A 23,753-nucleotide genomic window follows, 5' to 3' on the forward strand; every position below is an offset into this window, starting at 1 on the left:
TCAGGATTTTTTACAAATTAGCAATAAATGACAAAACACTTTTCTCCATACTTTATACCTTTGTTTTAAATACCCGGAATTTGGAGGAATATAAAAAGAGGATCGTAAAAGCGATTCAGTATATTGATGATCATCTCGATACAGATCTTTCCCTACAGAAAGTTTCTGACATCGGAGCCTATTCGCCATTCCATTTTCACAGGATTTTCAGGCTTATTACGGGCGAAACGGTTCAGCAGTATATCAGCAGGAAAAGGATGGAAAGAGCAGCGTTTTACCTGGCTTTAAGAAAGCAGGTGAGCCTGAAGGAAATTTATCTCCAATTCGGTTTCTCAAGCCATTCCACTTTTACCAAAACATTTAAAAATCATTACGGGAAGTCACCTTCGGCATTCAGGAAATCCGTGCCGGAAAACTTTCATCAGATCCGGTTACAGGAAAGCAAGAACGGACAAGCCGATGCGGTTTTCAGCAGCTACATTTGCAACATCGAAAACCTGTTAAACTGGACAACAATGAATTTAAAAATTGAAGTTACCCATCTCCCGGAGATGAATCTCGCCGCCGTAATGAGCTTAGGAATAGCGAATGTAGAACCGGCTTATAATGTTCTGATCCGCTGGGCAGAAGGAAAACATCTGTTTCCCGATGAAAATGTAAAAATGATCTCTGTGTATCACGACAGCTTTAAAGTAACGCCTCCTGACAAAGTAAGGATCCATGCCTGTATGCTTCTGAACGAAAAATTAGAGAAGCAGGAAGGCGAAGTGTTTGGTGAAACCATCGAAGCCGGAAAATTCATCGTCGGAAGTGGGGAAGTCACATTACATGATTTCGAAAAAAGCTGGGTCTCTCTGTTTCTGTGGATGAAAGAAAATAACTATTCCGTCCGTAAAGCTTTTCCGTTTGAAATCTATCACACCAATTTCAAAGAACACCCGGAAGGAAAAATGATCGTGGATTTCTGCATTCCGATCCATTAAACAATGATTCACAAAAATTCCCCTCTGCCGGAGGGGTTTAGTATTCCCCAATTTTGACCGAGCGATCCGTATTCCATCCCCTAACCTAAGATGATGCTCATGTTTACGTCTCTAATTTTTCTCAAAAGGATAAAATTTACGGTTCGGGTTTCAAAATCTACCGCTCGGTAACAAAAATTAAACATCCCCAGAATTTCGATCTACTTTTGAACCGAAATAAAACAGCTATGAAAACAAAACTATTATTTCTTACCGCACTTTTTTCTTTTGCTTTACATATGGCACAGATTAAAATTTCAGGTAAAGTCACCTATAAAAATAAAGAACTGGATCAGGTAAACGTAACCCTGAAAGATACCTATGACGGTGCTACAACAGATGTTAACGGAAATTTCTCTTTTGAAACTTCAGAAAAAGGAAATCATGCGGTTGTCTTTACCCATCCGAAATATGTGCCGGTTGAAAAGGCGATTCTCATCGGGAATCAGGATCTGGTTATCAATACGGAAATGAAAGAGCAGATCAGCGAGATCGATGCGGTTGTTATTTCCGTAGGTTCTATTGAAGCCAGCGACAGGAAGAGAGCGACCGCAGCCCTCACGCCAATGGATGTTTACACTACAGCAGGATCTCAGGGACAAACCACTACAGGATACAAATTTTTGCCTGGCGTCCAGAATGCCGGAGACAGCGAAGGCCTTTTTGTAAGAGGTGGAACGGGTGCAGAAACCAAGTTTTATATCGACGGGAATCTGGTCAACAACTATTTCAGCAGTTCGGTTTCGGGCCTTGCGGGAAGGGAACGTTTCAATACCTCTATCTTTAAAGGGAGCGTATTCTCCAGCGGCGGTTATTCTGCCTTGTACGGTCAGGCCCTCTCTTCGGTGCTGCTGTTGGAAAGTGTGGATATGCCGGACGAAAGTTCCTACACATTCAGTATTTTCCCTTTTTCTTTAGGAGGAAATTATCAGCATCTCAATGAAAATAAAACCTTCAGCTATGGGGTTGATGCCAATATTTCAGATTTGGGATTAGTGACAAAAGTCCTTCATTTTGAAACGGATTTTATTAAGGCCCCGAGAAATATTTCGGTAAACGGAAACTTCAGAATTAAAACAAAGTCCGGTGGATTCCTGAAATATTACGGAAGCTTTGATACGAATTCTCTAGCCGTTTCGCAGCCGAGCCTGGAACAGAATTACGACGAACAGCAGCCTTCGGTAAACGGAAAAAATACCTTTCACAGCCTTACCTACAAAAAGAAAATGGGGCGTTACCTGATGAATCTGGGTTCTTCCTTCAGCATCAACAAAAACGACCTTGAAATAGGAATCATCAATGAAGGAAACAGGATCGGAAATGTAAATATGAATACGGAAGGGCTGTACTGGAACAGCAGGGCGGTTTTTGAAAGAAAGATTGCAGCAGTGAGCAACATTAAGGCAGGCTTTGAACTTCTTTCGGAACATGATAAAACCAACTTTTCGGTCTTCAACGCTCCACAGCAGCAAACCACGATCAGTAATTTTACCACCGCTTTATTTGCAGAAAACAACCTGGCTTTCGGGCGTAATTTCTCTACAAGCTTAGGCATCAGAGCAGAAAATTCAAGCTTTCTGAACCAGTGGAATCTGGCCCCGCGCTTTTCAGCAGCATACCGCCTGTCAGAAAAATGGGTAACTTCCTTTGCCTACGGTATTTTTTACCAGACTCCGGAATCCAAATATTTAACGCAGAATTTTAAGCAGAATTTCCAAAAGGCGACCCATTATATTTTTCAGATCCAACGCAGTGAGGAAAACAGGACCTTACGGATGGAAGCATTTTATAAAGAGTATAAAAATCTGGTGAAGACCTCGGCGTCGGGCTTTCAGAACTTTGTACTTCCCGATTACGGAAATGGTTTTGCAAAAGGGGTAGAGGTTCTGTGGAGAGATAAGAAGAGTATAAAAAATGTAGATTACTGGATCTCTTATTCTTATCTCGACAGTAAAAGGGAATTTTTAAATTATCCTACGGAGCTGTATCCGAGCTTCGCGGCAAAGCATAATGTTTCCCTGGTCGCAAAGAAATTCGTGACTTCATGGAAAACAGGCTTTAATTTTTCCTACACATATACTTCCGGGAGGCCTTTTTACAATATCATCGCACAAAACGGGGAAAATATCCTGAAATCGGAAGGTAAGGTGAAAGATTTCAATTCATTGAATTTCAGCCTGAATTACCTGCCAAATCTCGGAAAAAAAGATGCTAAAGCATTTACCATTCTGGTAGCCGGGGTAAATAATATTTTAGGAAACAAAAACATCTACGGCTACCGTTTCTCTTCCAACGGCGACAGGAGTGCTCCCGTTCTGCCTGCAGCCCAGACCTTTGTCTACATCGGTGCATTGATCAGTTTCGGGATTGACAAGACCCAGGAAGCTATAGACAATAATCTTTAATCAGAAATAATTAAAATCAAATACAATAATCAATTTTAAAATTTAGAAATCATGAGAAAATACGTTTTAAGTTTCGCTTTAGGCCTGATGAGTTTAGTAACTTATGCACAGGCTAATTATGAAAAAGTAATGACTGAAAAAATAAGCAGGCTGGAAGACACAAGATCCCCTGAAGATCTGCAGATCCTGGCCAACGATTTTCAGAGAATCGCCGAAAAAGAGAAAGACAAATGGCAGCCAAATTATTACACCGCACTGGCTTACATCCAAAAAGGCAGATCCCAGATGCAAAACGGCAATAATGCAGCACTGGAAGAAACGGCAGACCAGGCCCAGAAATTTGTAGATGCTGCCGAATCTCTTGAAAAAAACAACTCCGAAATTCATCTGTTGCAGAAGATGATCTATTCACTGAAAATGATGGTCAATCCGATGGAAAGATTCAGGACTTTCGGTGCAAAAGCGGAAGAAGAGCTGAAAAAAGCAGAGCAGCTGGATCCTTCGAACCCAAGAGTAACCCTGATCAAAGCAGAAGATGTTTACTATACACCAGAGCAGTTCGGAGGAAGCAAGACAAAAGGGATGGAGCTTTTTAAAACCGCTTTGGAGAAATTCAATGCCTTCAAACCGAAAACAGCCCTGGATCCGAACTGGGGGAAGATGGAAGCGCAGTATTTTTTAAGCGGCGCTGCGAAATAATTCCGAAATATACTTTAAAACCTTCTATTGCAGAAGGTTTTTTTATCCCGTTCAGCCACAAAAAACAACCGTTCGGAAAAAAATAATTTTTAGTCCCTGCAATATAGCCTATTTTTGAAATAAGAAAACCGAAAATGAAACGGAAAAACCTTATAACATTATGCTGGATCTCATTCGTGACCTCGATGATTTTTTTCTTTGGGTTCACGGATGAAAAAACGCTGGAAAATTTCATGATCAACCTGGTGGTGTGCTTTATGTATTCATTTGTGTTGGGAATGGGCAACGGCCTGATCAACGACTTTCTCAACAAAAGGTTTCCCTGGTCGGAAGCAACTACCAAAAGGGCCATCATCAGTGTGGTTTCCATTTTAATTGCCAATATTATCCTGGTATATTTCTGCAATTACATGAACTTCGTGGTATTTCAGAAAGGAGCAACAACGGAAGAGTTTTTCTCAGGAAAGTATGGGTTTATGAACTGGTTTACCATCAATATCGCATTGCTGATCTCTGCTTTTCTTCATGCCAAAGGCTTTATGGAAGAGCTGAAGAAGACCTCCAAAAAAGAAGTGGTTGAGCAGAAACTGATTGCCAAATCGGCCAATGCCCAGTTTGAAAGCCTCAAAAATCAGCTGGACCCGCATTTCCTTTTCAATTCTTTAAATGTACTGAGCTCGCTGATCGATGAAAATCCGAAGCAGGCACAGAAGTTTACGGCCTCGATGTCAAAGATTTACCGCTATGTTTTAGAGCAGAAAGATAAGGAACTTGTAACCGTTGAAGATGAGCTGGAATTTGCGAAAACCTATTGTGATTTATTAAAAACACGGTTTGAAGACAGTGTAGATTTTATTTTTGATGTTAAAAAAGAAGATTACAGAAGGTTTGTGGTTCCGTTGTCATTACAGCTGCTTTTGGAGAACTGCATCAAGCATAATTTTGCAACTTCCTCTAAACCTTTGATCATTAAAATTTTCTCCGAAAACGATACCCTTTGTATTGAGAATAACCTGCAGGTAAGGGAACAGATCAAGGAAAGTTCAGGAATTGGTCTGGCGAATATCGTGCAGCGGTATTCTTTGCTGACGAAAAAGAATGTTTTTATTGAAAAGTCCGAAGACTATTTTAAAGTAAAGCTTCCGGTACTTTCTTCCAAGCCCAATACAGTAAGTGCAGTACCGGAAGATAAAAATGAATCCTATGAGCGGGCGCAGAAACGGGTAAAAGAGATTAAAAGCTTTTACGGAAACCTGATTTCATACTGCATCATTATTCCTTTTTTAATCATTGTGAATTTGATGACAAGTCCGGAAGACCTTTGGTTCATCTTTCCGATGCTGGGCTGGGGAATCGGTTTGGCGGCACACGGAATGGGGGTTTTCGGTATCGGTAAACAGTGGGAAGAAAAAAAGATCAGGCAGATTCTAGAAAAACAAAATAAAAGATAATTTAAAGCCATGGAAAACATAAGTAAAGACGATATCAGGTATAAAGAAGCCGAAAGACAGGTACAGAGAATTAAAAAGTTCTATATTTTCCTGTTCATTTACCTCGTAGTAAATATTTTTATTCTGGTACTGAACTATAGAGAGCTAAAGCCCAATGTCATTAAGTTAAGGTCTTATAGATTTTTTTTATAGTTTTTAGTGACCTTTGGTTTCGCTCTGACTCTGTATTTTAAAATATTCCTTTTAAAGGATCTTTTGGGTCTGACGGGGATCATATGAGAAGCAAAAAGAATTTTAAGCTCTGCCACTATATCCTCTTTTTTTACATTGCTAAAGAGCAAATTCAAAATTCTGTTTTTCATCAAGCTGTAAGAAAGGGAAGTATTGACTTTGTACCGGTACTTCTTTTTCGTATCAACTTCATTAAGCTCCTGTTCGAGTTCTCTGACAATAAGGGTCTGTATATTGCTTACAAGCAAAGTAGAATAGAAATCCTGTAAGATGCTGTTGTTTGAGTAACCGGAAAATTCCTCCAGGTGAAGCTTGTTTTTGATTTCATCAAAATAGGTTTCTATGCCCCAGCGTTCAAAATATAGGGCTTTGAAAATCTCCGAAGGATAACAAGCCTCATCTAAAAGAGAGGTTGCAAGAACTTCGATGGTGCCATTATCCAGTACGACACGCAACAATCTTACCTTAAAAGTATAGTCTCTACCATAATCTTTTCCTGACAGATCTACGTTGGGAGAAGGCTTAAAGTCTGTTATCATACTGGATATTCCGCTTTTGACGAAATCTTTTATGGTTTGGTTCAAACCTACTTTTACGCGCATAAGGTAGTTAAAATTTCTTTTGTGATGCTGATAAAAGAAATCAAATGAAGCAAAACCACGGTCATATAGCAGCAGATCATTATGGCAACAATGAGCCAACAGCTCAAGAGCCTGTAAACGTTCATCAGTATCTATAGAAGAAAGTACCCCTTTTAAACAGATTTTATTGATTGTATCATACAGTACGCAGGCTTTGGCCTGTACGCAGGTATGAGAAGTCTGGTTTTTGGATACACCATAAATCTCTTCCAGCTCTCGGGTTTGAGGTAGATTAATTCTCGAACCATCAATAGCCAACAGACGAAGACCATTGAATTTGGTCTGTACTGCAGAATTATCTGTATAGAATTCTTCCACAAGCCGCTTGTTCAGATGAATAAAAACCTCGGGCTTTATCTTTTTTCTGTTCTGTACGTATGCACTTTTTGTAAAAGTATTCTGTGTCTGGCCCAAAGATCTTATATAGTGAATGAAATTTACAATCTCACAGGACAGGCTTTTGGTAATGAAGTTGAGCATAAACAAAAGCGTATTTGAAAAGCTCAACTTCCTTTTGCGGGTGAAATCTCTGCTACTCATCCTGTATTCATTACAAATAGCCACGCTGTGGATTTCCTCCTCCAATGATAATAAAATATCTGAAACATTTTTTTTGCATAATAAGAAAATGAAAGATTAAATCTCAAATTTAGCAAAAACATAACACTAAAAAATACTAACTTAATGACATTGAGCTAAAGCCGGGTCAAACAATATGGCAGCTGAAATATTTTACGCTTCCTATTTTTTGGGGAATTGCAGTCGTCATTCAGGGTTTGAGAGCTTTTGTTCCTAATTTTATGCTGGGAAGCAAGTGGGAAGACCGGAAGATCAAAGAACTGATGGAGAAAGAAAAGCAATCCTGATTCCCTGTTTATAACCTTAAGTAAATCTATAATCCCTCATGATATGAAAACTTTACAAATCCTGTTTACCGTTTCTATGTTTGCCTGGTTCATCACGGAAATTCTGTACAAGAATATCCTGAAGTCCGGCGAAAATGATAAAAAAGACAAAGACCGGTCTACCCTCAATATTCTTTGGATGGCCATTCCGGTTTCCATTATCAGTGCCGTGTCGGTTTCTTATCTTACAAGATTCCCTATTTCTGGAGAGATGTGGATTCATTATCTGGGAGCAGCCTGCATCTGGATCGGGATTATTGTAAGATACGTTATCATCCGCTCTTTGGGTAAATATTTCACGGTGGATGTCACGATCCGCGAAGATCACAAGATCAAAAGGGAAGGGTTTTATAAATACCTGAGGCACCCTTCCTACGCTTTTTCGCTGCTTACTTCACTGGGACTCGGATTGTATCTCAACAACTGGCTTTCCCTGATTCTGGCTTTCGGTATTCCTTTTGTTGCTTTCAGCTACCGGATCAGCGTGGAAGAAAAAGCTTTAATTGAACAATTCGGCGAAGAATATCTGGAATATCGTAAGAAAACAAAGAAGCTGATCCCGTTTATTTATTAGGCTTTGATGAGGTAATATTAATTAGGCCTAAAACCAAAACCATCTACCTTAATGCCACTTGAAGTCTTAAAAAATCTTATTGATTAAACTGATTTAATCCCGATTCTCTGTTGAGTCGGGATTTTTACGGTTCAGTATCCATATTCTACCGTTCGGTTATATAAAGTTGATTTGAGAATGCTTCCTGTGCTACATTTGTATCAACAAAAACAAACAATTCATCTTTAAAATAAAAAAATATGGAAACTTTCATCAACAAAGAAACCCAGGCTTACGAAAAAGCATCAAGAAGAGTAAAAGAACTTAAAGGGTTCTACGGAAACCTTACTTCCTATGTATTGGTTATTTCTTTTTTAGCCATTCTTAACATCATAACGTCACCGGAATATCTTTGGTTTTTATGGCCGATGATGGGTTGGGGAATCGGGATTGCTGCACACGCTGCAAGTACGTTCGGAATTGGAAAAGACTGGGAAGAAAGAAAGATCCAGGAGCTGATGGAGGAAGAAAGAAAGCACAACAAAACATTATAATCAAATTAATCAAAACTTAAAAACATATTACAATGGACTACAATCAGGCACAACAAAAGGTAAAAGATCTTAAAAAATTCTACAAAAGCGTTTTATGGTTCGCTATCGTAGCTTTCATCATATTTTTCAATGATATTTTTGAAAAGGGAATCTTCAATTTTTCATTGTGGGACGGTTCGGTAATCCTGGCGATCTGGGGAATTATCTTAACCGTAAGAGCCGTAAAGCTGTTCCTTCTGGATGAAGAATGGGAAAGGGGAGTCGTAGAAAAGGAAATGCGAAAATCCAAGCAGCCGATTAAATTTTAAAACTAATTATTTTTGCTTACTTTTATTCGGAATTTTAAAAACTAAATCTGGAACTCAATGATTAAGACAGTCATTATCGAAGACGAAAAACCGGCTTCAAGGAAATTGGAAAGAATGCTCAGTGAATTTTCTGATATTGAAGTGGTTGCCAAAATAGAATCTGTAGAAGAAGGCATCGACTGGTTTTCGGCAAATGAACATCCGCAACTGATCTTTTCGGATATTGTGCTCGGTGACGGCCTGTCGTTCGATATTTTTGAGACAGTCCGGACCAAAGCATTCATCATCTATACCACTGCTTTTGACCAGTACACATTGAAAGCCTTTAAGCTGAACAGCATCGATTATCTCCTGAAGCCGATTCTGGATGAAGACCTTACAGCAGCAGTGGAAAAATTCAGGTCATTTATCCCTTCCGATAATGCGGTCAATTCGCAGGAAATTAAGCAGTTAATTAAAAAAGATAAATCTACGCTTTCCAGGATCCTGGTAAAAATCGGGTACAACCTTAAAATTGTACAGACCCACGAAGTAAGCTGCTTTTTCAGCGAGAATAAAATCGTTTACCTGCAGACCCGGGAAAGAACATATCCTTCAGACTTCACTCTGGACGAACTGGAAGATGTGCTGGATGAAAAGAAATTCTTCCGGGTAAACCGCCAGTTTATCATCAATTCCGATTATATCAAAAACATTCATACTTCACCGACTTACAAAGTGGAGCTGGACTTTCAGCCGCAGGAAGAGATTACCGTCAGCCGCGAGCGGGTAAAAGACTTCAAAGACTGGCTGGTAAGCTAATCAGATTTAAATAAACTTATCTGTCATCATTTATCATTTATCAATCATAACTATTTGTAGTCAATACGATTAGCCTCCGTATCTTCAAGCTGTTGTACAATAGATTTCGGGATCTCATCGCTGTCGATCGGAAAGCTGATGGAATCGCTGACGAATGTCTTGCGGTCTGCTTTCTGAAAGATTTCGAAGAGGGCGATTGGTTCCTGGTTAAAACTGATACACGTACTTATAAAATGCAACTCATGGAGCTTATATTCTGGATTTTTGAGCTTTTCCTTGATATCTTTTATTCTTGAGATAAAATGCCGCTGCCGGATAAAGGTGTTGCTGTTCATAATGATGAACACATAATCGGAATACGCCGTTACTTTTCCGAAATACTTATGTCGGTCTCCGCCGCTCCTCTCAATAAAATATTCGCCGGTCGTTTCGGATTTGTAGATTTCCGTTGCGGAACGCCAGATCCGGTTGTCTTTCGCCTGCAAAGGATTTTCCGGAAGGTTGCGGTTATAGGAATACCAGCAGCCGACCAGCCGGTCCAGCAGTTGCGTATTCTGCTTTACATTGTTCATCTCGATCCTCAGATCGTTGAAATTGAACGATTCCGTATTGGAATTAATAAAATCGATATAACTGGAGTATCCCAATATCTTGACGATCTGGCTCATCTTGGCAAGGTTAGGTTTGCTGAGGACAGCATTTTCGTTTTGCTTGTATTTCTTTAATTTATTGATGATCAGGTGCTCATAAAGATAATTAGAGCCTAAAAGATCAGGGCTTTTCTTAATTTCTTTTTCCTCATGTTCTTTCCTGATTAACTCGTTAAGTTCATCAACAATATAAGCCCATTCCGTCTTTGAGACATCTTCCCAATAATTTTTCTTCAGGAACTGCATGCCTAAAAAATTCATCAGCTTTTCCAGATGAAGAACGTCTTCTTTTTTCATTTGAATAAATTTAAGACGAATATAAGATTTATTTAAAACCAAAAGAGACTTTGCCAAGACTTTTATATTTCTGAATTCAATGATATTTGAAAAGAAACTAAAAGTTGAAACAATGAAAACATTCATCTTACCTGAAAACGATCCGCTCTGGAACAGGCTCTGCCATTTTTCGCCGGATCAGCCAAATGCAGAAATTCCTTTTTCCAAAAAGCTGGCGAAAGAAGAAAAATGGACGGAAAGCTTCACTAAAAGAGCGATTGAAGAGTATAAAAAGTTTGTTTACCTCTGTTGTACCCTGCCTGGTGGTGCTTCACCAAGTGAAACCGTAGATAAGGTCTGGCATCTTCACCTCACCTATACCGAAAATTACTGGGAAGAATTCTGTCCCGATATTTTGCAGCGAAAACTGCATCATCACCCGTCAAATGGAAGCAAAAGTGAAAACGAAAAGCACAGAAGCTGGTTAAGAGAAACACTGAAAAGCTATCAGGAAGTTTTCGGGGAAATGCCGCCGGAAGAAATCTGGTTCAGAAAAGATACCGGGAAAACTTTCAATTTCTTTAAGAAATATCTTCATTTCATAGCACTTTTGCCACTGTTGCTTATGGTAATATCCTGCTCGGGAAACGTCGATAGGGCTTTCACTGGAGCTTTTCTCATTTTTATCGTCTGGATTATCATTAAATCGGTAAAGGGAAATAATAAAGATAATGATTCTGGTGGAAGTTCCTGTTTTTCGGGAACCTGCGGTGGGCACGATTCATCCGGTTCCGGAGATTCCTGTGGAAGCAGCTGCGGAGGATGTGGAGGATGCGGCGGTGGAGATTAATTTAAATCGAAAGCAATGAAGAAAGTTATTATTCATATTCTTCCGGTCGCACTTGGTTTTACATGGCTTATTTTAGTTAACCGTACCTTCAATCCTTTATTTTTAAAAGGCCCTGATTTCCTGAAATTTTATCTGATACTCATCTTCGGGTTCTGCGCTTCGTTTCTTGTCCTGAAATTTTTTAAAGAAACCATTTCGGGAACGACCTATTGTTTTATGGCGCTTATTTTTTTTCTGGGCATCGTGAAAATGATCAGAGGGATTTTATTAGGGAAACCGGTCGGCTTTTTGATCCTGATTTTAGTGCTGTAATTTATTGTTTTATTGGCAATTAACAGGCCTGATGTCAACCATCGCATCAAATAAATTCCGGATGAATTCAAAAATAAACCCGAAACAAAAGAGCTTCGGGTTACTATTCATCGCTTATCTTCTGAAAGGTCTGTTTTGGGCAACATCCCTATCTTGGCGGTAATCCTTTCTCTGGTATTGCGCATATTGTTCTCTTGAGAGAATTCTTCGCAGTTTCGCATCGTATTCCCTGGCGTTCAGCCTTTGTTTTGAAAGAGCAAAGATTTCTCTTTCCTGGCGTGGAGATAACCTCAGTTTTCCGAAATCGTTTTGATGCCATTCCATCTTATCTCCTCTGAAGCCCTCTTGTCTGTATTGTGCATTTGTAGCGAATGCTGTAAATAAACCTGCTACTAAAATCAACTTTTTCATAATAATCAAATTTTAAAATTTATATTCTGTTAATTGATATAGAATAAACAATAGATATGCCTGGAATGCTCATGAATAAAGGCTTATAGAAGTATAAGCCTTTTCTGTAGATGAATGATGGAATTGAATCGACGAACAGGAAAATCTATTTCATCAGACTAATGTTGGTTAATCCTCCATCTGCAAGAATTTCGGTTCCTACGATGAAAGAAGACTCATCCGAAGCCAGAAATACCGCTGCATTTCCGATATCGGAAGGCAGTCCCTGTCTGCCAACCGGTGTGATGTCTACCCATGCTTGTTTTACCTGATTCAACTGTTCCTGGGGAACCAGTTTTCCAAAAACGGGAGTGTCGATAGATCCCGGGGAAAGGGTATTCACTCTTATCTTTCTATGTAGTAAATCGAGGGACAGCCCTTTTGCCAATGAAATAACCGCTGATTTTGCAGCCCCGTAAATTGCCATTCCCGGAGCGGCACGATGAGCTGCACTGGATCTGATCAGAATAACAGATGCTCCATCATTAAGGTATGGTAATGCTTTCTGTACCGAGAAGTAAGCGCTTTTGAGGTTGAGCTCCATGTATCTGTCATAACCTTCTTCCGTTATATTTTCAATGCGGTCTAATGGAATTCCATCAACTACGCCGCCTGCGTTGGCGACCAAAACATCAATCTTACCGAATGTTTCAGCGGTTTTTCTGAAAATATTTTCCAGATCGTCAAGGTTCGTGACATCACCTTTAATTCCGATAAATTCTGAGCCTAACGCTTTTAAAGAGTTTTGTAAAGTTGTTTCGTTTCTGCCCGTAATGGTACCGACGGCACCTTCATTTTTGAAAGCTTCTGCAATTCCGAATCCGATACCGCTGTTTCCGCCTGTAACGACGACCACTTTATTTTTTAATCTATCCATAGTTAATCTTTAACTTATTATAAACCATAAATCCCTCCTGAAACCGCAATTTGCTCACCCGTAATCCAACCTGCGCCATCAGATGCTAAAAATACCGCTGCTTTAGCAATGTCTTCCGGTTGTCCGGTGCGTCCTAAAGGAGTCGTAGCGATCAGTTTTGCTTCAAATTCGCTGCCGATAAAACCTCCGCTGCGGGAACCTTCCGTTTCTACTACGCCGGGCAGAATAGAATTGATCCTGATATTTCTGCCTGAAAATTCTTTCGACAGAGCCACGGTAAATGCATCTAATGCTGCTTTGGTGGCAGAATAAACTGAGCCTGTAGGAAGAGGTGTTCTGCTGACTCCTGAACTGATGTTGATAATGTTTCCGCCTTTGGCTCCAAATAGCTTTAAAGCAGATTGAATAGCAAAGACCACTCCCAGAACATTGATGTTGAATTGCTGATGGAATGTTTCGGCAGATACTTGTTCTATAGGCTCGTAATTGTAGGTTCCTGCATTGTTTATCAAAATATCCAGCGTTCCGAATGCCTTCTCCGTTTCTTCGAAAAGCCGGGCTACATCTTCCTGGTTTGAAACATCACCCTGTACGGCAATGGCTGATCCACCCAAACTTGTAATTTCATGTACTACTTTATCAGCATCTGTTTTGCTTGATGCATAATTCACGACCACTTTTGCGCCTTCTGCTGCAAAATGCTTGGCGATAGAAGCACCTATTCCTTTTGAAGCACCTGTAACGACAGCGACTTTATTTTCTAATTTACTCATTGTTTTTTATTTAAAACTCTTAAGCAAAATTAGTACATCAAAATTTATTTTAGTAACTTTGTTACGAAAAGTAACAGTAACGATGGAGTAACACTGTTACCTAAAAGTAACCGATATATGAGTTGTGAGCCCTTAAAAACAGAAGAGCACCGAAAAGAGATCATGGCCGTTCAGGATTCTATGGATGTGTTGAATGGAAAATGGAAAATATCCATTATCTCCTCGATCTGTTATTATAATAAAAGAAGGTTTTCTGATATCCTGAATGATGTAACCGGAATTTCCAATAAGATGTTGAGTAAGGAATTAAAGGAATTGGAAATCAATAAATTAATTAAAAGAACCGTTTTGGATACTCAGCCTATAACCGTGCGGTATGAGCTTACCGAACACGGAAATTCCCTGAAGACAATCATTAATAATCTGAAAGACTGGGGAATAAAGCACCGGAAAGAAATTATAGGAAATAGTACAGAAGAAACGGATAAAAATATTTAGTGGAAGATCATATTTAAATTCTGTAGACCAGGATATATAAAACAAAAAAGACCTTACAAAGGTCTTTTTTACTTGTAATTTATGCAATCACACCGCTGCCTAACAATTCTTCGCCATCATACCAGGCGGCAAACTGTCCTTCGGCAATCGCAGATTGAGGGTCTTCAAATTCAATATAGAAAGCCTCTTCAAATTGGTATAAAGTTGCTTTTTGCAAGGGTTGGCGGTATCTGAATCTCGCCATGACCTCCATCGATTCCCCGTTTTTCAGCTTCAGATCCTCACGCACCCAGTGAAGCTCGGAATTGTCGATTTTTAAGGCTCTTTTCAACAGCCCCGGAAACTGATGCCCTTCTCCTACGAAAAGGATGTTGTTTTCCATATCTCTGGAGACGATAAAACAGCTTTCCTTATGTCCGCCGATTCCCAGGCCTTTGCTTTGCCCGATTGTAAAAAATTGAGCGCCCTGATGCTTTCCGATCACTTTTCCGTCAGATTTTTTATAATCGATTTTACGGCTCAAATAATCCAGCTCTTCCTGCTTGGAAGAAAATTCAGGTGTTTCTTGCGCAAAAATTGGAGAATCTTTGAAAATTTCCACAATTTCCCCTTCCTTTGGAACAAGCTGTTGCTGCAAAAACTGGGGAAGGCTTACTTTTCCGATAAAGCATAATCCCTGCGAATCCTTTTTATCAGCCGTTACCAGCCCGATTTCTTTTGCAATTTCTCTTACCTGGGGCTTTGTGAGTTCACCAATCGGAAAAAGGGCTTTAGACAGTTGATCCTGGCTTAACTGGCATAAGAAATACGACTGATCTTTATTATTATCCTTTCCGGCTAACAAATGAAAAATTTCTTTTCCGTTCTCATCGGTTGTGGAATCTACTCTGGCGTAATGGCCGGTTGCCACTTTATCCGCTCCCAGCGACATCGCCGTCTTCATAAAAACATCGAATTTCACCTCCCGGTTGCACAGAACATCAGGATTCGGCGTACGCCCTTTCTGGTATTCGTCGAACATGTAATCTACGATTCTTTCTTTGTACAGATCACTCATATCAATTACCTGGAAAGGGATTCCAAGCTTTTGAGCGACCATTAAAGCATCATTGCTGTCTTCGATCCAGGGACATTCGTCTTCCAGGGTTACGGATGCATCATTCCAGTTTCTCATAAACAAAGCCACCACCTCGTGCCCTTGCTGCTGTAACAGATAGGCTGTTACACTGGAGTCTACGCCTCCGGAGAGGCCTACTACTACTTTCATTGTATTTCAATTTTACGAAACTCTTAACGGGAGTTCTTAGTTTGACGCTGCAAAAGTACAATTAAAAAGATTCGTAAAAAAATGATAATTTAGACATCGATAAAAACAATGTCTTATGAAAAAGCTTATTATTTCTTTATCCGTCTTTTGCTCAGGTTTTCTGTTTTCGCAGGAAGTTACAGAAATGCCGGTGCAAAATAACAACCGTTGGACGTTCGGAGGCGGGGTCGGCTTCGGCTTCGGAAGCAATAGTTATTTTAATCTTTCAGCGGCACCCAGAGTAGGGTATATGCTTACCAATGATCTTGAAGGCGGAGTGTTGGGAAGTGTTTCATGGCAGAAATCCAATGCTTACAGCTCAACCACGTTTGGAGTTGGCCCGTTTCTAAATTATTATATCGCCAGAACTTTTTTCGTAAGTGCCAATTACCAGCATTACTTCATCAATTATAAAGATAAATTTTACGATTTTAAAGCCAATGCAGACGAAGACGCTTTATATCTTGGCGGAGGCTATATGCAGAGAATCGGGAATAATTCATTTTTACAGCTGGGCCTGATGTACAATGTCCTCTGGAAAGAAAACTCTAGTATTTTTTCAAGCGGACTGGTTCCTAATATTGGTTTTGTGGTAGGACTGTAAAATTAAAATTCCCGGATCAGATTTTCCGGGAATTTCATATTAGATTGATAAATTCTTTAATATTAGTAAAAAATCATCCATGTATCGCCGCCGAGCATAAATACCGTACCATTGAACGGCTGTGCAGGGTCAGAACTTGAAACATTGGGGACACCGTTAGATGGTCCACCACATCCAATAAACATAGTAAATCCTCCAATAGGATCTCCGGCAGGAGTTCGCAGATAGAACTTGGAACCTGTCCAAGTTGTAACATTGCTGAATATGACAGGAATTTGCTGAGGAGGATTTACACCCAGGTTATACTGGGTTCCATTAAATATCCAGCCATCTATCAAAGGAGTATCCGGATAAAGCGGATTGAATGTATTCGATAAGTTAACATTTCCCTCATAATAGGCTTCAACAGCAATATTTCCGGGATCTGGAGAAGCCGGTAAAATAGGTACAGTTCCAGCAACAAGCTTAGACTCTATTAAAGGAGTACATCCTGTACTGGGGCTCCCAAGATTCGATTTCCAGATGGTGAACTCAATATTGTATTTCGACAAATTCTGCATGTGGAGGGCTTGCGCAGAAGTGAAATAAGACGTTAATCCTGCGGCTAACAATAAAAGCTTTTTCATAGTTTTAGTTTTGGGATTTGTAGTTTTGGTTCATTTGCCTGTTGTAGTCTCCATAAACCTTTACGGCCCATTTCAGGATTTTCTCCCTGTCGTTGGCCGTTTGCCGCTCGATTTCAGCCATGCTAACGCCCGAAGAGACGATAAGTTCTTTAGCGGCCGGAAGCAGAAGGTCTTTTTTTTCGTCGCTTAATTCTGCAGAGGTTCTAGGCGCAGGATTCGGTTCTTTCATCATCGCTACTCTCCTGATTTCAGCATTGAATTTTCCTATAGCTTCAGATTGACTGATTTGGGTAGCAGCAGTACTGGCTGCCGTTTCATTGGTACATGAAAAAGTGGTGATTAATGGGATGGCCATCACCAAAAGCATTTTGTTGATTCTCATATTAATTAATTTTGTCCGGTAAAATTAATCAATTTTAATAATTAATCATTGTTTAGTGAATAAAATGCATTATTTATGGTATCTAAAATAAAAAAGCACCGGAAAATTTTCCGATGCTTTCAATATGATTAAATTATTTATCTAAGACTGAGACTTTTCAGCCGCTGATTTTTTGGTTTTTGAACTTTTCCCGGCCAATCCGTCCTTAGCTTCGTTCACATCCAATACTACGGTTTCTCCTTCAGTTAATTGCTTGTTTACCAGCATTTCTGCCAATAAATCTTCAATATATTTCTGAATAGCTCGTTTCAATGGTCTTGCTCCGAAATCTTTATCCCATCCTTTTTCAGAAATGAAATCTTTGGCTTCATCCGTTAATTCAACTTTGTAGCCTAGCTTTTCAAGTCTGCTGTACAATTTGTTCAGCTCAAGATCAATGATTCTCTTAATATCGTCTTTTTCAAGAGAATTAAAGATCACGATATCATCAATTCTGTTAAGGAATTCCGGAGAGAATGCTTTCTTCAAAGCATTTTCAATGGTACTTCTCGCTCTAGAATCGGATGTGGATTTCTTGGCTGAAGTTCCGAATCCTACACCGTCTCCGAAATCTTTAAGATCTCTTGTTCCGATGTTAGAAGTAAGGATAATGATCGTATTTCTGAAGTCGATTTTTCTTCCTAAGCTGTCAGTAACGTGACCTTCATCCAGAATCTGTAACAGGATATTGAATACATCCGGGTGAGCTTTTTCAATCTCATCCAAAAGAACCACAGCATAAGGTTTTCTTCTTACCGCTTCCGTTAATTGTCCGCCCTCTTCATATCCTACGTATCCCGGAGGCGCACCCACTAATCGGGAAACCGCAAATTTTTCCATGTATTCACTCATGTCGATTCTGATTAACGATTCATCAGATTCGAATAATTCTCTGGCCATTACTTTAGCCAGCTCGGTCTTACCAACCCCGGTGGTTCCCAGGAATATAAAGGTACCGATCGGACGGTTAGGATCTTTCAGTCCGGCTCTGTTTCTCTGGATGGCTTTCACCACTTTTTTCACGGCATCTTCCTGACCGATTACTTTTCCATTCAGATTTCCATCCATTCCGGCAAGTTTATCAAGCTCATTTTTACCGACTTTCGTTACCGGAACACCACTCATCATAGAAACTACTTCTGCAACATTTTCTTCGCTAACGGTTTCTTTTTTCTCCTTCACATCTTTGTCCCACTTGTCCTGAGCTGCATTTAATTCCATTTGAAGCCTTTCTTCTTCATCTTTCAGCTTTCTTGCCTCAAGATAATCCTGAGCCTTCACTGCTTTCTGCTTCAGTTCCTTAATTTCCTCGATTTTCTTTTCAAAATCAATGATCTCAGTAGGAACTTTCATATTTTTAATATATACACGGGAACCGGCTTCGTCCATGGCATCAATCGCCTTGTCTGGTAAAAAACGGTCCGTAATATATCTTGAAGTCAGATTCACACACGCCGCAATTGCTTCCGGTGTATAAATTACATTGTGATGCTCTTCGTACTTATCTTTAATCTGATTTAGGATCTGAATGGTTTCATCGATAGAAGTAGGCTCTACCATCACCTTCTGGAATCTTCTTTCCAAAGCTCCATCCTTTTCGATGTACTGACGGTATTCATCCAGCGTTGTTGCTCCGATGCATTGAATTTCTCCTCGTGCCAAAGCAGGCTTAAACATATTGGAAGCATCAAGACTTCCTGTAGAGCTTCCTGCTCCTACGATTGTATGAAGCTCATCAATGAATAAGATTACGTCTCTGTTTTTTTCCAGTTCCGTCATGATCGCCTTCATTCTCTCCTCAAACTGCCCACGGTATTTTGTTCCCGCAACAAGACTGGCAAGATCAAGCGTAATTACTCTTTTATTGTAAAGTACCCTTGATACTTTTTTCTGCTGAATTCTCAAAGCCAGCCCTTCCGCAATAGCAGATTTACCAACACCCGGCTCCCCGATAAGAAGCGGATTGTTTTTCTTTCTACGCGATAAGATCTGAGAAACCCTTTCGATTTCTTTTTCACGGCCGATTACAGGATCCAATTTTCCGTCTCTGGCCAATGAAGTAAGATCTCTACCGAAATTATCCAGGGTAGGGGTTTTGCTTTTTGCAGAACCCAGATTTCCCGTAGGCTTTCTCATCTGCTCAAAATCTTCCCGCTCATCGTCGTCGTCGTAAGCACTCATCTGCGGTGCCTGTCCTGAATTTTTAAGCATGGTCTGGTATTCTTTTGAAACGCCTTCATAGTCAACGTCATAAGCTCCTAATATGTTTGAAGTAGGGTCCTCATATTTATAAAGAATGCCTAAAAGCAAATGAACGGTATTAATCTCGTTGCTTTTGTACTGCCTGCATTCAAGTTCAGCACGTTTTACGGCATGATCTGCCATTTTCGTGAAAGAAATATTGGTAACCTCCTCAGAAATAGGATTTAGACTTGCTGTATTTAAAGTTTCAATTTTTCTTCTGATTTGTGTTAGATCCGCATTAAGGTTTTGAAGGATTTCTTTTGCAGAGTTTTCTGTTTTTATAATACCTAAAAGTAGATGTTCTGTATTAAGAAATTCACTTTTGAGCCTCTTCGCTTCGCTCTTGCTTTGTTTGAACACCTGGCTCAAACCTTGTGAAAACTTATAATCCATAATATATCTCATTAGAATAACAGCAGCATTGCCGTTTATTCATTATCTAAATTACAAATATTTTACCAAAATTCAATAAATGACTTTATGGCAGAAAAAATTTTATTATCTTATTGAAAATGATTAAGTTTGTTGTCCTTTAAAAATTTCTCATGATTCCCGAAATTGCCACTTACATAGGATATTCCGCATCTCTGTTTATCGTATTGAGCTTTATACTGAAAGACATCAGGAAAATCAGAATCGTAAACATGATCGGCTGTATCTGCTTCGTAATCTATGGAATCTTCAGCGGTATGCTGTGGCCGGTAATCATTCCGAACGGATTGATCTGTTTTATACAAATTTACCATCTTCTGGCGGATAAAAAGAAATAATGAGGAGGAAAAAAATCATTACTTCTGCCTTCAGCAACCTGTATACTGATCAGCGAATCGAAAAGGTCTGTGGAACATTGTATGAGAACGGGTATGAGGTTGAACTGATTGGCAATGACTGGAAAGGAGCTGAAAACATGTCACGGCCTTATCCTTTTTCAAGAATTTCACTGATTTCTAAAAGTCTAAAAACCGCTTATTTTGAATTTAATTGGAAGTTATATCGACAATTAAAGGAGAAAGCGGATCGTAATACCATCCTTCATGCCAATGATCTGGATGCTTTGCTTCCAAATTATTTGCTGGCTAAGAAATTAAATATCCCGCTGGTTTTCGACAGCCATGAAATTTTTTCCGAAATGCCGGCGATCCAGGGCAAAATGTCACAAAAGCTATGGCGTTATCTGGAAAGAAAATTGGTTCCCAACGTAAAGTTGATGATTACGGCAAGCACGGGTTATGCCGCATGGTTCAAAAACAAATACGGTGTTGAGCCTCAGGTGGTTCAGAACGCTCCTCGAAAATTAGCTATGGACTGGAAGATTCCTGATAATCATCCGAAAATACTTTTGTACCAGGGAGCTATAAATCCGTTTCGTGGGATTGATAAAGCCATTCTGGCGATGAAGCATCTGGATGATGTGATTTTTAAAATAGCAGGGGACGGGCCTATGAAAGGGGAATATGAAAATTTTGTTTTAAAAGAAAATCTACAGCATAAAGTGGAATTTTTGGGCAAATTACTACCGGAAGATCTCCGGAAGGTTACACTCACTGCCGATTGCGGGATGAGCATCGAAGAAAAATGGGGGAGAGAGCTATTATTATTCTTTACCGAATAAAGTCCTGGACAGCATTCAGGCGCGCGTTCCGGTCATTCTGTCAAATCTTCCTGAAATGCAGAATATTAAACGACATTTTGACATTGGTGAAATAATAGCCAGCCACCAGCCTGAAGATATTGCACAAGCCATTCAGACTGTTTTGTCTAAAGGAAGAAAAAAATATCAGCCTGAACTTGAAAAGGCAGCCGATGTTTACTGCTGGGAAAATGAAGAAATGAAATTGCTGGATGTTTTTGAAAAAGCCTCCAAGCTTTAACTTCTGAAAATAAATGATAAATTGTTTTCAAGCATCTCCGGATTATATTATCTTTTTTAAATTGGCTATCTTTGCATAAAGAAATTAGTTTAGAATGACCATTAAAGAAAAACAGCAGGAAATCATCGATGAATTTGCGTTTCTTGAAGATTGGGAGCAGAAATACGAATATATTATTGATCTTGGAAAGGAGCTGAAAGGCCTTCCGGAAGATCGGAAAACGGAGGAGAATCTGATTAAAGGCTGCCAGAGTAAAGTCTGGATCGATGCTGAATTCCGGGACGGAAAATTATTTTTCAATGCCGATTCCGACGGAATTTTACCGAAGGGCATTGTTTCCCTGTTGGTAAGTATTTACAGCGGGCATTCCACGCAGGAAATCTTAGATTCCGATTTTGATTTTATTTCGGAAATTGGGTTACAGGAGTTTCTTTCTCCTTCAAGAGCCAATGGATTAATGGCCATGACCAAGCAAATTAAATTCTACGCAGTAGCTTATCAACTGAAGTCTTAGTTTTGACACGAATTTTAGCATATCGATTTTCTGCATTCGGTGATGTTGCGATGACGGCACCGGTCTTCCGTGAGTTCCTGGAGCAAAATCCCGAAGTGGAAATCATCATGGTTTCCCGAAAAAATTTTGAAAGCTTATTCGCTGATATTCCGAACCTTATATTCAAAGGTGTGAACCTTGATGATTATAAGGGAATCTTCGGACTGCGACGACTCGCGAACGAATTGGTACGAGAATTCAAGCCTGATATTATTGCCAATCTTCATGATGTAATCAGAACCAAAATATTGGATAAGATTTATCGGCGAAAAGGACTTAAAGTATTCAAAATCGATAAAGGAAAAGAGGAGAAAGAACAGCTTACCGATATCTGGAATCTTAACAAAGTCCAGTTAAAAAGTACGGTAGAGCGTTATGCCGATGTTTTCCGTGAAATGGGTTTTAAGGTGCAGCTTTCCCACCAATTACGTCCTGCTCCCGGCGAGAAGTCAGGAATCGGATTTGCTCCTTTTGCGCAGCACCGAGGGAAAATGCTTCCGCTGGAAAAGTCGTATGAACTGGCCAGAATTTTAGCTCAGAAGTATACTCTTTATTTTTTCGGAGGCGGAAAAGACGAAATTGAAACATTGGAAAAGTGGCAACAGGAAATCCCGAATACCTTCAGCCTGGCCGGAAAATTAAGCCTTACCGAAGAATTGAAAAAGATCTCCCAGCTGGAACTGATGATTTCCATGGACTCCGCAAACATGCACCTGGCAAGCCTGATGGGAACACGGTGTATTTCTGTCTGGGGACAGACGCATCCGTATGCCGGATTTCTGGGTTTCGGACAAAGTGAAGACGATGTGGTGCAGATCAAAGACCTTACCTGCCGGCCATGTTCTGTTTTCGGGGATAAAGAATGTTACCGGGGAGACTGGGCATGTCTGGAAGAATTGGAGGTAAAAAAGATTGTGGAAAAGATAAATTAGAACTAATCTAGAACTTATATCTTAATAATGGTTACGTTACCATCAATATTATCAAAATCATTATCTGATGTAACCAATATCCAATTATTCAATTTACATTGTTGATAATAATAAGAGTCATTAAAATCAATTTCAAAACAATCAAAAATATCTTTTAAATTTATTGAGTTAAAATTGTCAGGATACGGTGAAACTACCTTTAAGCTTAAGATTTCATTAATTAATGTTTTAGCTTCATCTAATGAATCTTTGAAATCATTCGTGCTTTTATAATCACGTTTATAGTTTGCTAATGGATTTTTAACTAATTTTTTCCACTGTTCAAATCTAAACCTTAAATAAGTATTTGAAAACTCACTTAAAAGTAAACTAGTTATTACTATTTGTGGATTATAAGATAGAAGATTCTTTAAAAAATTACTTGCTTTGCTTTGTTGAACTTTATTTAAATTTATTAATGGAGCAAATAGATTTATCCAAACATTATTATCAAAAAAATAAGTTTTATTTGATATAAATTTATAATCTTTAACGGAAATTATTTTATTTGGCATATTAAAAGGCTCTGTTTGCAGAATCTTCAAATCCTTTTTTATCTAAAAAATACTCTTTCGCTCTTTGTACAACTTTTCTAAAAAGAATTCTATCTTCTGGTGCAACATTAGTTAATTTTAAATTATTATTTAAAAAATCACCTTTATAATTTTCATACAATCTTCCAATAGCAGAATTTAAAAAAGCTGTAATCATGATAGTTATACCTTTAAAATCTAATTCTACTATAAGGTTATTTTGAAATGCAGTATTAATATTTTCAAATACTTTATTTCCATCATCTGCAGAAACTGCAAGTTCAGAATCAATAATGTCTTTTACTGATATGTGCATTGTATTGATTTTATTTTTCATGTAAATATAATTTATTCTATAAAAAAATGAC

30 protein-coding genes are annotated in these 23,753 nt (G+C 39.1%); 19 read left to right on the forward strand and 11 right to left on the reverse strand.

Going from position 1 to position 23,753, the window contains the following annotated elements; genetic code table 11:
• Window positions 1–80: 80 nt before the first annotated feature.
• From QE422_RS02210 to QE422_RS02230, 5 genes are all read left to right on the forward strand, one after another.
• Window positions 81–983 carry a GyrI-like domain-containing protein gene (locus QE422_RS02210; protein ID WP_307454817.1) on the forward strand — a complete coding sequence of 301 codons (903 nt, stop codon included), beginning with the start codon at window positions 81–83 and terminating at the stop codon, window positions 981–983.
• Window positions 984–1,210: 227 nt separating this feature from the next.
• Window positions 1,211–3,427: a carboxypeptidase-like regulatory domain-containing protein gene (locus tag QE422_RS02215; protein WP_307454818.1), complete on the forward strand. Its 2,217-nt coding sequence runs from the start codon at window positions 1,211–1,213 to the stop codon at window positions 3,425–3,427.
• Window positions 3,428–3,478: 51 nt separating this feature from the next.
• Window positions 3,479–4,126, forward strand: coding sequence for a hypothetical protein (locus QE422_RS02220; RefSeq protein WP_307454819.1), 648 nt, complete (start codon window positions 3,479–3,481; stop codon window positions 4,124–4,126).
• Between the two features lie 134 nt (window positions 4,127–4,260).
• Complete coding sequence (locus tag QE422_RS02225) at window positions 4,261–5,577, forward strand: 2TM domain-containing protein (protein WP_307454820.1); 1,317 nt, start codon at window positions 4,261–4,263, stop codon at window positions 5,575–5,577.
• Between the two features lie 9 nt (window positions 5,578–5,586).
• Entirely contained in the window at window positions 5,587–5,769 is a 183-nt protein-coding gene (locus tag QE422_RS02230) for a 2TM domain-containing protein (protein WP_307454821.1), read from the forward strand.
• Here QE422_RS02230 and QE422_RS02235 read toward each other — a convergent pair.
• On the reverse strand, window positions 5,751–6,989 hold the full coding sequence (locus tag QE422_RS02235; protein WP_307454373.1) for an IS4 family transposase: 1,239 nt from the start codon (window positions 6,987–6,989) through the stop codon (window positions 5,751–5,753). The genes QE422_RS02230 and QE422_RS02235 overlap by 19 nt on opposite strands.
• Before the next feature lie 182 nt (window positions 6,990–7,171).
• Between QE422_RS02235 and QE422_RS20000 the strand changes: the two genes are divergently transcribed.
• The 5 genes from QE422_RS20000 (at window position 7,172) to QE422_RS02255 (ending at window position 9,570) form a co-directional block, all read left to right on the forward strand.
• Window positions 7,172–7,315, forward strand: coding sequence for a 2TM domain-containing protein (locus tag QE422_RS20000; protein WP_373463431.1), 144 nt, complete (start codon window positions 7,172–7,174; stop codon window positions 7,313–7,315).
• A gap of 43 nt (window positions 7,316–7,358) precedes the next feature.
• Entirely contained in the window at window positions 7,359–7,928 is a 570-nt protein-coding gene (locus QE422_RS02240) for an isoprenylcysteine carboxylmethyltransferase family protein (RefSeq protein ID WP_307454822.1), read from the forward strand.
• Window positions 7,929–8,167: 239 nt separating this feature from the next.
• A complete protein-coding gene (locus tag QE422_RS02245; RefSeq protein ID WP_307454823.1) occupies window positions 8,168–8,461 on the forward strand; it encodes a 2TM domain-containing protein in 294 nt (97 codons plus the stop codon).
• Window positions 8,462–8,493: 32 nt separating this feature from the next.
• On the forward strand, window positions 8,494–8,769 hold the full coding sequence (locus QE422_RS02250; RefSeq protein ID WP_307454824.1) for a 2TM domain-containing protein: 276 nt from the start codon (window positions 8,494–8,496) through the stop codon (window positions 8,767–8,769).
• Window positions 8,770–8,826: 57 nt separating this feature from the next.
• On the forward strand, window positions 8,827–9,570 hold the full coding sequence (locus tag QE422_RS02255; protein ID WP_307454825.1) for a LytTR family DNA-binding domain-containing protein: 744 nt from the start codon (window positions 8,827–8,829) through the stop codon (window positions 9,568–9,570).
• A gap of 50 nt (window positions 9,571–9,620) precedes the next feature.
• Here the strand turns inward: QE422_RS02255 and QE422_RS02260 are convergent, their stop codons facing one another.
• Complete coding sequence (locus tag QE422_RS02260; RefSeq protein WP_307454826.1) at window positions 9,621–10,517, reverse strand: hypothetical protein; 897 nt, start codon at window positions 10,515–10,517, stop codon at window positions 9,621–9,623.
• A 112-nt stretch (window positions 10,518–10,629) separates the two neighbouring features.
• On the opposite strand from QE422_RS02260, the gene QE422_RS02265 reads away from it, so the two are divergent.
• Together QE422_RS02265 and QE422_RS02270 are read left to right on the forward strand one after the other, a co-directional pair.
• Window positions 10,630–11,346: a hypothetical protein gene (locus QE422_RS02265; protein WP_307454827.1), complete on the forward strand. Its 717-nt coding sequence runs from the start codon at window positions 10,630–10,632 to the stop codon at window positions 11,344–11,346.
• 15 nt (window positions 11,347–11,361) lie between these two features.
• Complete coding sequence (locus QE422_RS02270; protein ID WP_307454828.1) at window positions 11,362–11,658, forward strand: hypothetical protein; 297 nt, start codon at window positions 11,362–11,364, stop codon at window positions 11,656–11,658.
• Window positions 11,659–11,772: 114 nt separating this feature from the next.
• On the opposite strand, the gene QE422_RS02275 is transcribed toward QE422_RS02270, so the two are convergent.
• The 3 genes from QE422_RS02275 to QE422_RS02285 form a co-directional block, all read right to left on the reverse strand.
• Window positions 11,773–12,069, reverse strand: a complete 297-nt coding sequence (locus tag QE422_RS02275; RefSeq protein ID WP_307454829.1) for a hypothetical protein — start codon at window positions 12,067–12,069, stop codon at window positions 11,773–11,775.
• 145 nt (window positions 12,070–12,214) lie between these two features.
• Window positions 12,215–12,985, reverse strand: coding sequence for an SDR family oxidoreductase (locus QE422_RS02280; RefSeq protein WP_307454830.1), 771 nt, complete (start codon window positions 12,983–12,985; stop codon window positions 12,215–12,217).
• A gap of 17 nt (window positions 12,986–13,002) precedes the next feature.
• The gene (locus QE422_RS02285) at window positions 13,003–13,758 is read right to left on the reverse strand and encodes an SDR family NAD(P)-dependent oxidoreductase (RefSeq protein ID WP_307454831.1); all 756 of its coding nucleotides are present in this window, start codon (window positions 13,756–13,758) and stop codon (window positions 13,003–13,005) included.
• Window positions 13,759–13,875: 117 nt separating this feature from the next.
• Between QE422_RS02285 and QE422_RS02290 the strand changes: the two genes are divergently transcribed.
• Window positions 13,876–14,256 carry a helix-turn-helix domain-containing protein gene (locus QE422_RS02290; protein WP_307454832.1) on the forward strand — a complete coding sequence of 127 codons (381 nt, stop codon included), beginning with the start codon at window positions 13,876–13,878 and terminating at the stop codon, window positions 14,254–14,256.
• A 79-nt stretch (window positions 14,257–14,335) separates the two neighbouring features.
• Here the strand turns inward: QE422_RS02290 and mnmA are convergent, their stop codons facing one another.
• Window positions 14,336–15,523, reverse strand: coding sequence for a tRNA 2-thiouridine(34) synthase MnmA (gene mnmA, locus QE422_RS02295; RefSeq protein ID WP_307454833.1), 1,188 nt, complete (start codon window positions 15,521–15,523; stop codon window positions 14,336–14,338).
• Between the two features lie 115 nt (window positions 15,524–15,638).
• On the opposite strand from mnmA, the gene QE422_RS02300 reads away from it, so the two are divergent.
• Window positions 15,639–16,166, forward strand: coding sequence for a hypothetical protein (locus QE422_RS02300; RefSeq protein WP_307454834.1), 528 nt, complete (start codon window positions 15,639–15,641; stop codon window positions 16,164–16,166).
• A gap of 62 nt (window positions 16,167–16,228) precedes the next feature.
• Here QE422_RS02300 and QE422_RS02305 read toward each other — a convergent pair whose 3' ends face one another.
• The 3 genes from QE422_RS02305 to QE422_RS02315 all read right to left on the reverse strand — a co-directional run bounded on the left by QE422_RS02305 (window position 16,229) and on the right by QE422_RS02315 (window position 19,850).
• Entirely contained in the window at window positions 16,229–16,792 is a 564-nt protein-coding gene (locus tag QE422_RS02305; protein ID WP_307454835.1) for a hypothetical protein, read from the reverse strand.
• Between the two features lie 4 nt (window positions 16,793–16,796).
• Entirely contained in the window at window positions 16,797–17,174 is a 378-nt protein-coding gene (locus tag QE422_RS02310) for a hypothetical protein (protein ID WP_307454836.1), read from the reverse strand.
• Window positions 17,175–17,315: 141 nt separating this feature from the next.
• On the reverse strand, window positions 17,316–19,850 hold the full coding sequence (locus QE422_RS02315; protein ID WP_307454837.1) for an ATP-dependent Clp protease ATP-binding subunit: 2,535 nt from the start codon (window positions 19,848–19,850) through the stop codon (window positions 17,316–17,318).
• A gap of 152 nt (window positions 19,851–20,002) precedes the next feature.
• On the opposite strand from QE422_RS02315, the gene QE422_RS02320 reads away from it, so the two are divergent.
• The 5 genes from QE422_RS02320 to QE422_RS02340 all read left to right on the forward strand — a co-directional run bounded on the left by QE422_RS02320 (window position 20,003) and on the right by QE422_RS02340 (window position 22,813).
• A complete protein-coding gene (locus tag QE422_RS02320; protein WP_027378606.1) occupies window positions 20,003–20,227 on the forward strand; it encodes a hypothetical protein in 225 nt (74 codons plus the stop codon).
• Window positions 20,227–21,069 (forward strand): glycosyltransferase, encoded by an 843-nt coding sequence (locus QE422_RS02325; protein WP_307454838.1) that lies wholly within the window; start codon window positions 20,227–20,229, stop codon window positions 21,067–21,069. Before QE422_RS02320 ends, QE422_RS02325 begins: the two co-directional genes overlap by 1 nt.
• Window positions 21,070–21,103: 34 nt before the next feature.
• On the forward strand, window positions 21,104–21,328 hold the full coding sequence (locus QE422_RS02330) for a hypothetical protein (RefSeq protein ID WP_373463432.1): 225 nt from the start codon (window positions 21,104–21,106) through the stop codon (window positions 21,326–21,328).
• 94 nt (window positions 21,329–21,422) lie between these two features.
• Entirely contained in the window at window positions 21,423–21,842 is a 420-nt protein-coding gene (locus QE422_RS02335; RefSeq protein WP_307454840.1) for a SufE family protein, read from the forward strand.
• 2 nt (window positions 21,843–21,844) lie between these two features.
• A complete protein-coding gene (locus QE422_RS02340; protein WP_307454841.1) occupies window positions 21,845–22,813 on the forward strand; it encodes a glycosyltransferase family 9 protein in 969 nt (322 codons plus the stop codon).
• A gap of 14 nt (window positions 22,814–22,827) precedes the next feature.
• Here the strand turns inward: QE422_RS02340 and QE422_RS02345 are convergent, their stop codons facing one another.
• Together QE422_RS02345 and QE422_RS02350 are read right to left on the reverse strand one after the other, a co-directional pair.
• Entirely contained in the window at window positions 22,828–23,397 is a 570-nt protein-coding gene (locus QE422_RS02345) for a PIN domain-containing protein (protein ID WP_307454842.1), read from the reverse strand.
• Entirely contained in the window at window positions 23,369–23,722 is a 354-nt protein-coding gene (locus QE422_RS02350; RefSeq protein ID WP_307454843.1) for an STAS-like domain-containing protein, read from the reverse strand. Before QE422_RS02350 ends, QE422_RS02345 begins: the two co-directional genes overlap by 29 nt.
• Window positions 23,723–23,753: the final 31 nt, after the last annotated feature.

The sequence above is a fragment of the Chryseobacterium sp. SORGH_AS_0447 genome (assembly GCF_030818695.1).
GTDB lineage: Bacteria > Bacteroidota > Bacteroidia > Flavobacteriales > Weeksellaceae > Chryseobacterium.

Coding starts and splice junctions, on each gene's coding strand:
- QE422_RS02220 (WP_307454819.1), top strand. CDS start 3,479: ATGAGAAAATACGTTTTAAGTTTCGCTTTAGGCCTGATGAGTTTAGTA.
- QE422_RS02290 (WP_307454832.1), top strand. CDS start 13,876: ATGAGTTGTGAGCCCTTAAAAACAGAAGAGCACCGAAAAGAGATCATG.
- mnmA (WP_307454833.1), bottom strand. CDS start 15,523: ATGAAAGTAGTAGTAGGCCTCTCCGGAGGCGTAGACTCCAGTGTAACA.
- QE422_RS02240 (WP_307454822.1), top strand. CDS start 7,359: ATGAAAACTTTACAAATCCTGTTTACCGTTTCTATGTTTGCCTGGTTC.
- QE422_RS02300 (WP_307454834.1), top strand. CDS start 15,639: ATGAAAAAGCTTATTATTTCTTTATCCGTCTTTTGCTCAGGTTTTCTG.
- QE422_RS02280 (WP_307454830.1), bottom strand. CDS start 12,985: ATGGATAGATTAAAAAATAAAGTGGTCGTCGTTACAGGCGGAAACAGC.
- QE422_RS02325 (WP_307454838.1), top strand. CDS start 20,227: ATGAGGAGGAAAAAAATCATTACTTCTGCCTTCAGCAACCTGTATACT.
- QE422_RS02235 (WP_307454373.1), bottom strand. CDS start 6,989: ATGAGTAGCAGAGATTTCACCCGCAAAAGGAAGTTGAGCTTTTCAAAT.
- QE422_RS02310 (WP_307454836.1), bottom strand. CDS start 17,174: ATGAGAATCAACAAAATGCTTTTGGTGATGGCCATCCCATTAATCACC.
- QE422_RS02305 (WP_307454835.1), bottom strand. CDS start 16,792: ATGAAAAAGCTTTTATTGTTAGCCGCAGGATTAACGTCTTATTTCACT.
- QE422_RS02215 (WP_307454818.1), top strand. CDS start 1,211: ATGAAAACAAAACTATTATTTCTTACCGCACTTTTTTCTTTTGCTTTA.
- QE422_RS02260 (WP_307454826.1), bottom strand. CDS start 10,517: ATGAAAAAAGAAGACGTTCTTCATCTGGAAAAGCTGATGAATTTTTTA.
- QE422_RS02225 (WP_307454820.1), top strand. CDS start 4,261: ATGAAACGGAAAAACCTTATAACATTATGCTGGATCTCATTCGTGACC.
- QE422_RS02250 (WP_307454824.1), top strand. CDS start 8,494: ATGGACTACAATCAGGCACAACAAAAGGTAAAAGATCTTAAAAAATTC.
- QE422_RS02350 (WP_307454843.1), bottom strand. CDS start 23,722: ATGAAAAATAAAATCAATACAATGCACATATCAGTAAAAGACATTATT.
- QE422_RS02270 (WP_307454828.1), top strand. CDS start 11,362: ATGAAGAAAGTTATTATTCATATTCTTCCGGTCGCACTTGGTTTTACA.
- QE422_RS02255 (WP_307454825.1), top strand. CDS start 8,827: ATGATTAAGACAGTCATTATCGAAGACGAAAAACCGGCTTCAAGGAAA.
- QE422_RS02230 (WP_307454821.1), top strand. CDS start 5,587: ATGGAAAACATAAGTAAAGACGATATCAGGTATAAAGAAGCCGAAAGA.
- QE422_RS02275 (WP_307454829.1), bottom strand. CDS start 12,069: ATGAAAAAGTTGATTTTAGTAGCAGGTTTATTTACAGCATTCGCTACA.
- QE422_RS02245 (WP_307454823.1), top strand. CDS start 8,168: ATGGAAACTTTCATCAACAAAGAAACCCAGGCTTACGAAAAAGCATCA.
- QE422_RS02315 (WP_307454837.1), bottom strand. CDS start 19,850: ATGGATTATAAGTTTTCACAAGGTTTGAGCCAGGTGTTCAAACAAAGC.
- QE422_RS02320 (WP_027378606.1), top strand. CDS start 20,003: ATGATTCCCGAAATTGCCACTTACATAGGATATTCCGCATCTCTGTTT.
- QE422_RS02335 (WP_307454840.1), top strand. CDS start 21,423: ATGACCATTAAAGAAAAACAGCAGGAAATCATCGATGAATTTGCGTTT.
- QE422_RS02265 (WP_307454827.1), top strand. CDS start 10,630: ATGAAAACATTCATCTTACCTGAAAACGATCCGCTCTGGAACAGGCTC.
- QE422_RS02285 (WP_307454831.1), bottom strand. CDS start 13,758: ATGAGTAAATTAGAAAATAAAGTCGCTGTCGTTACAGGTGCTTCAAAA.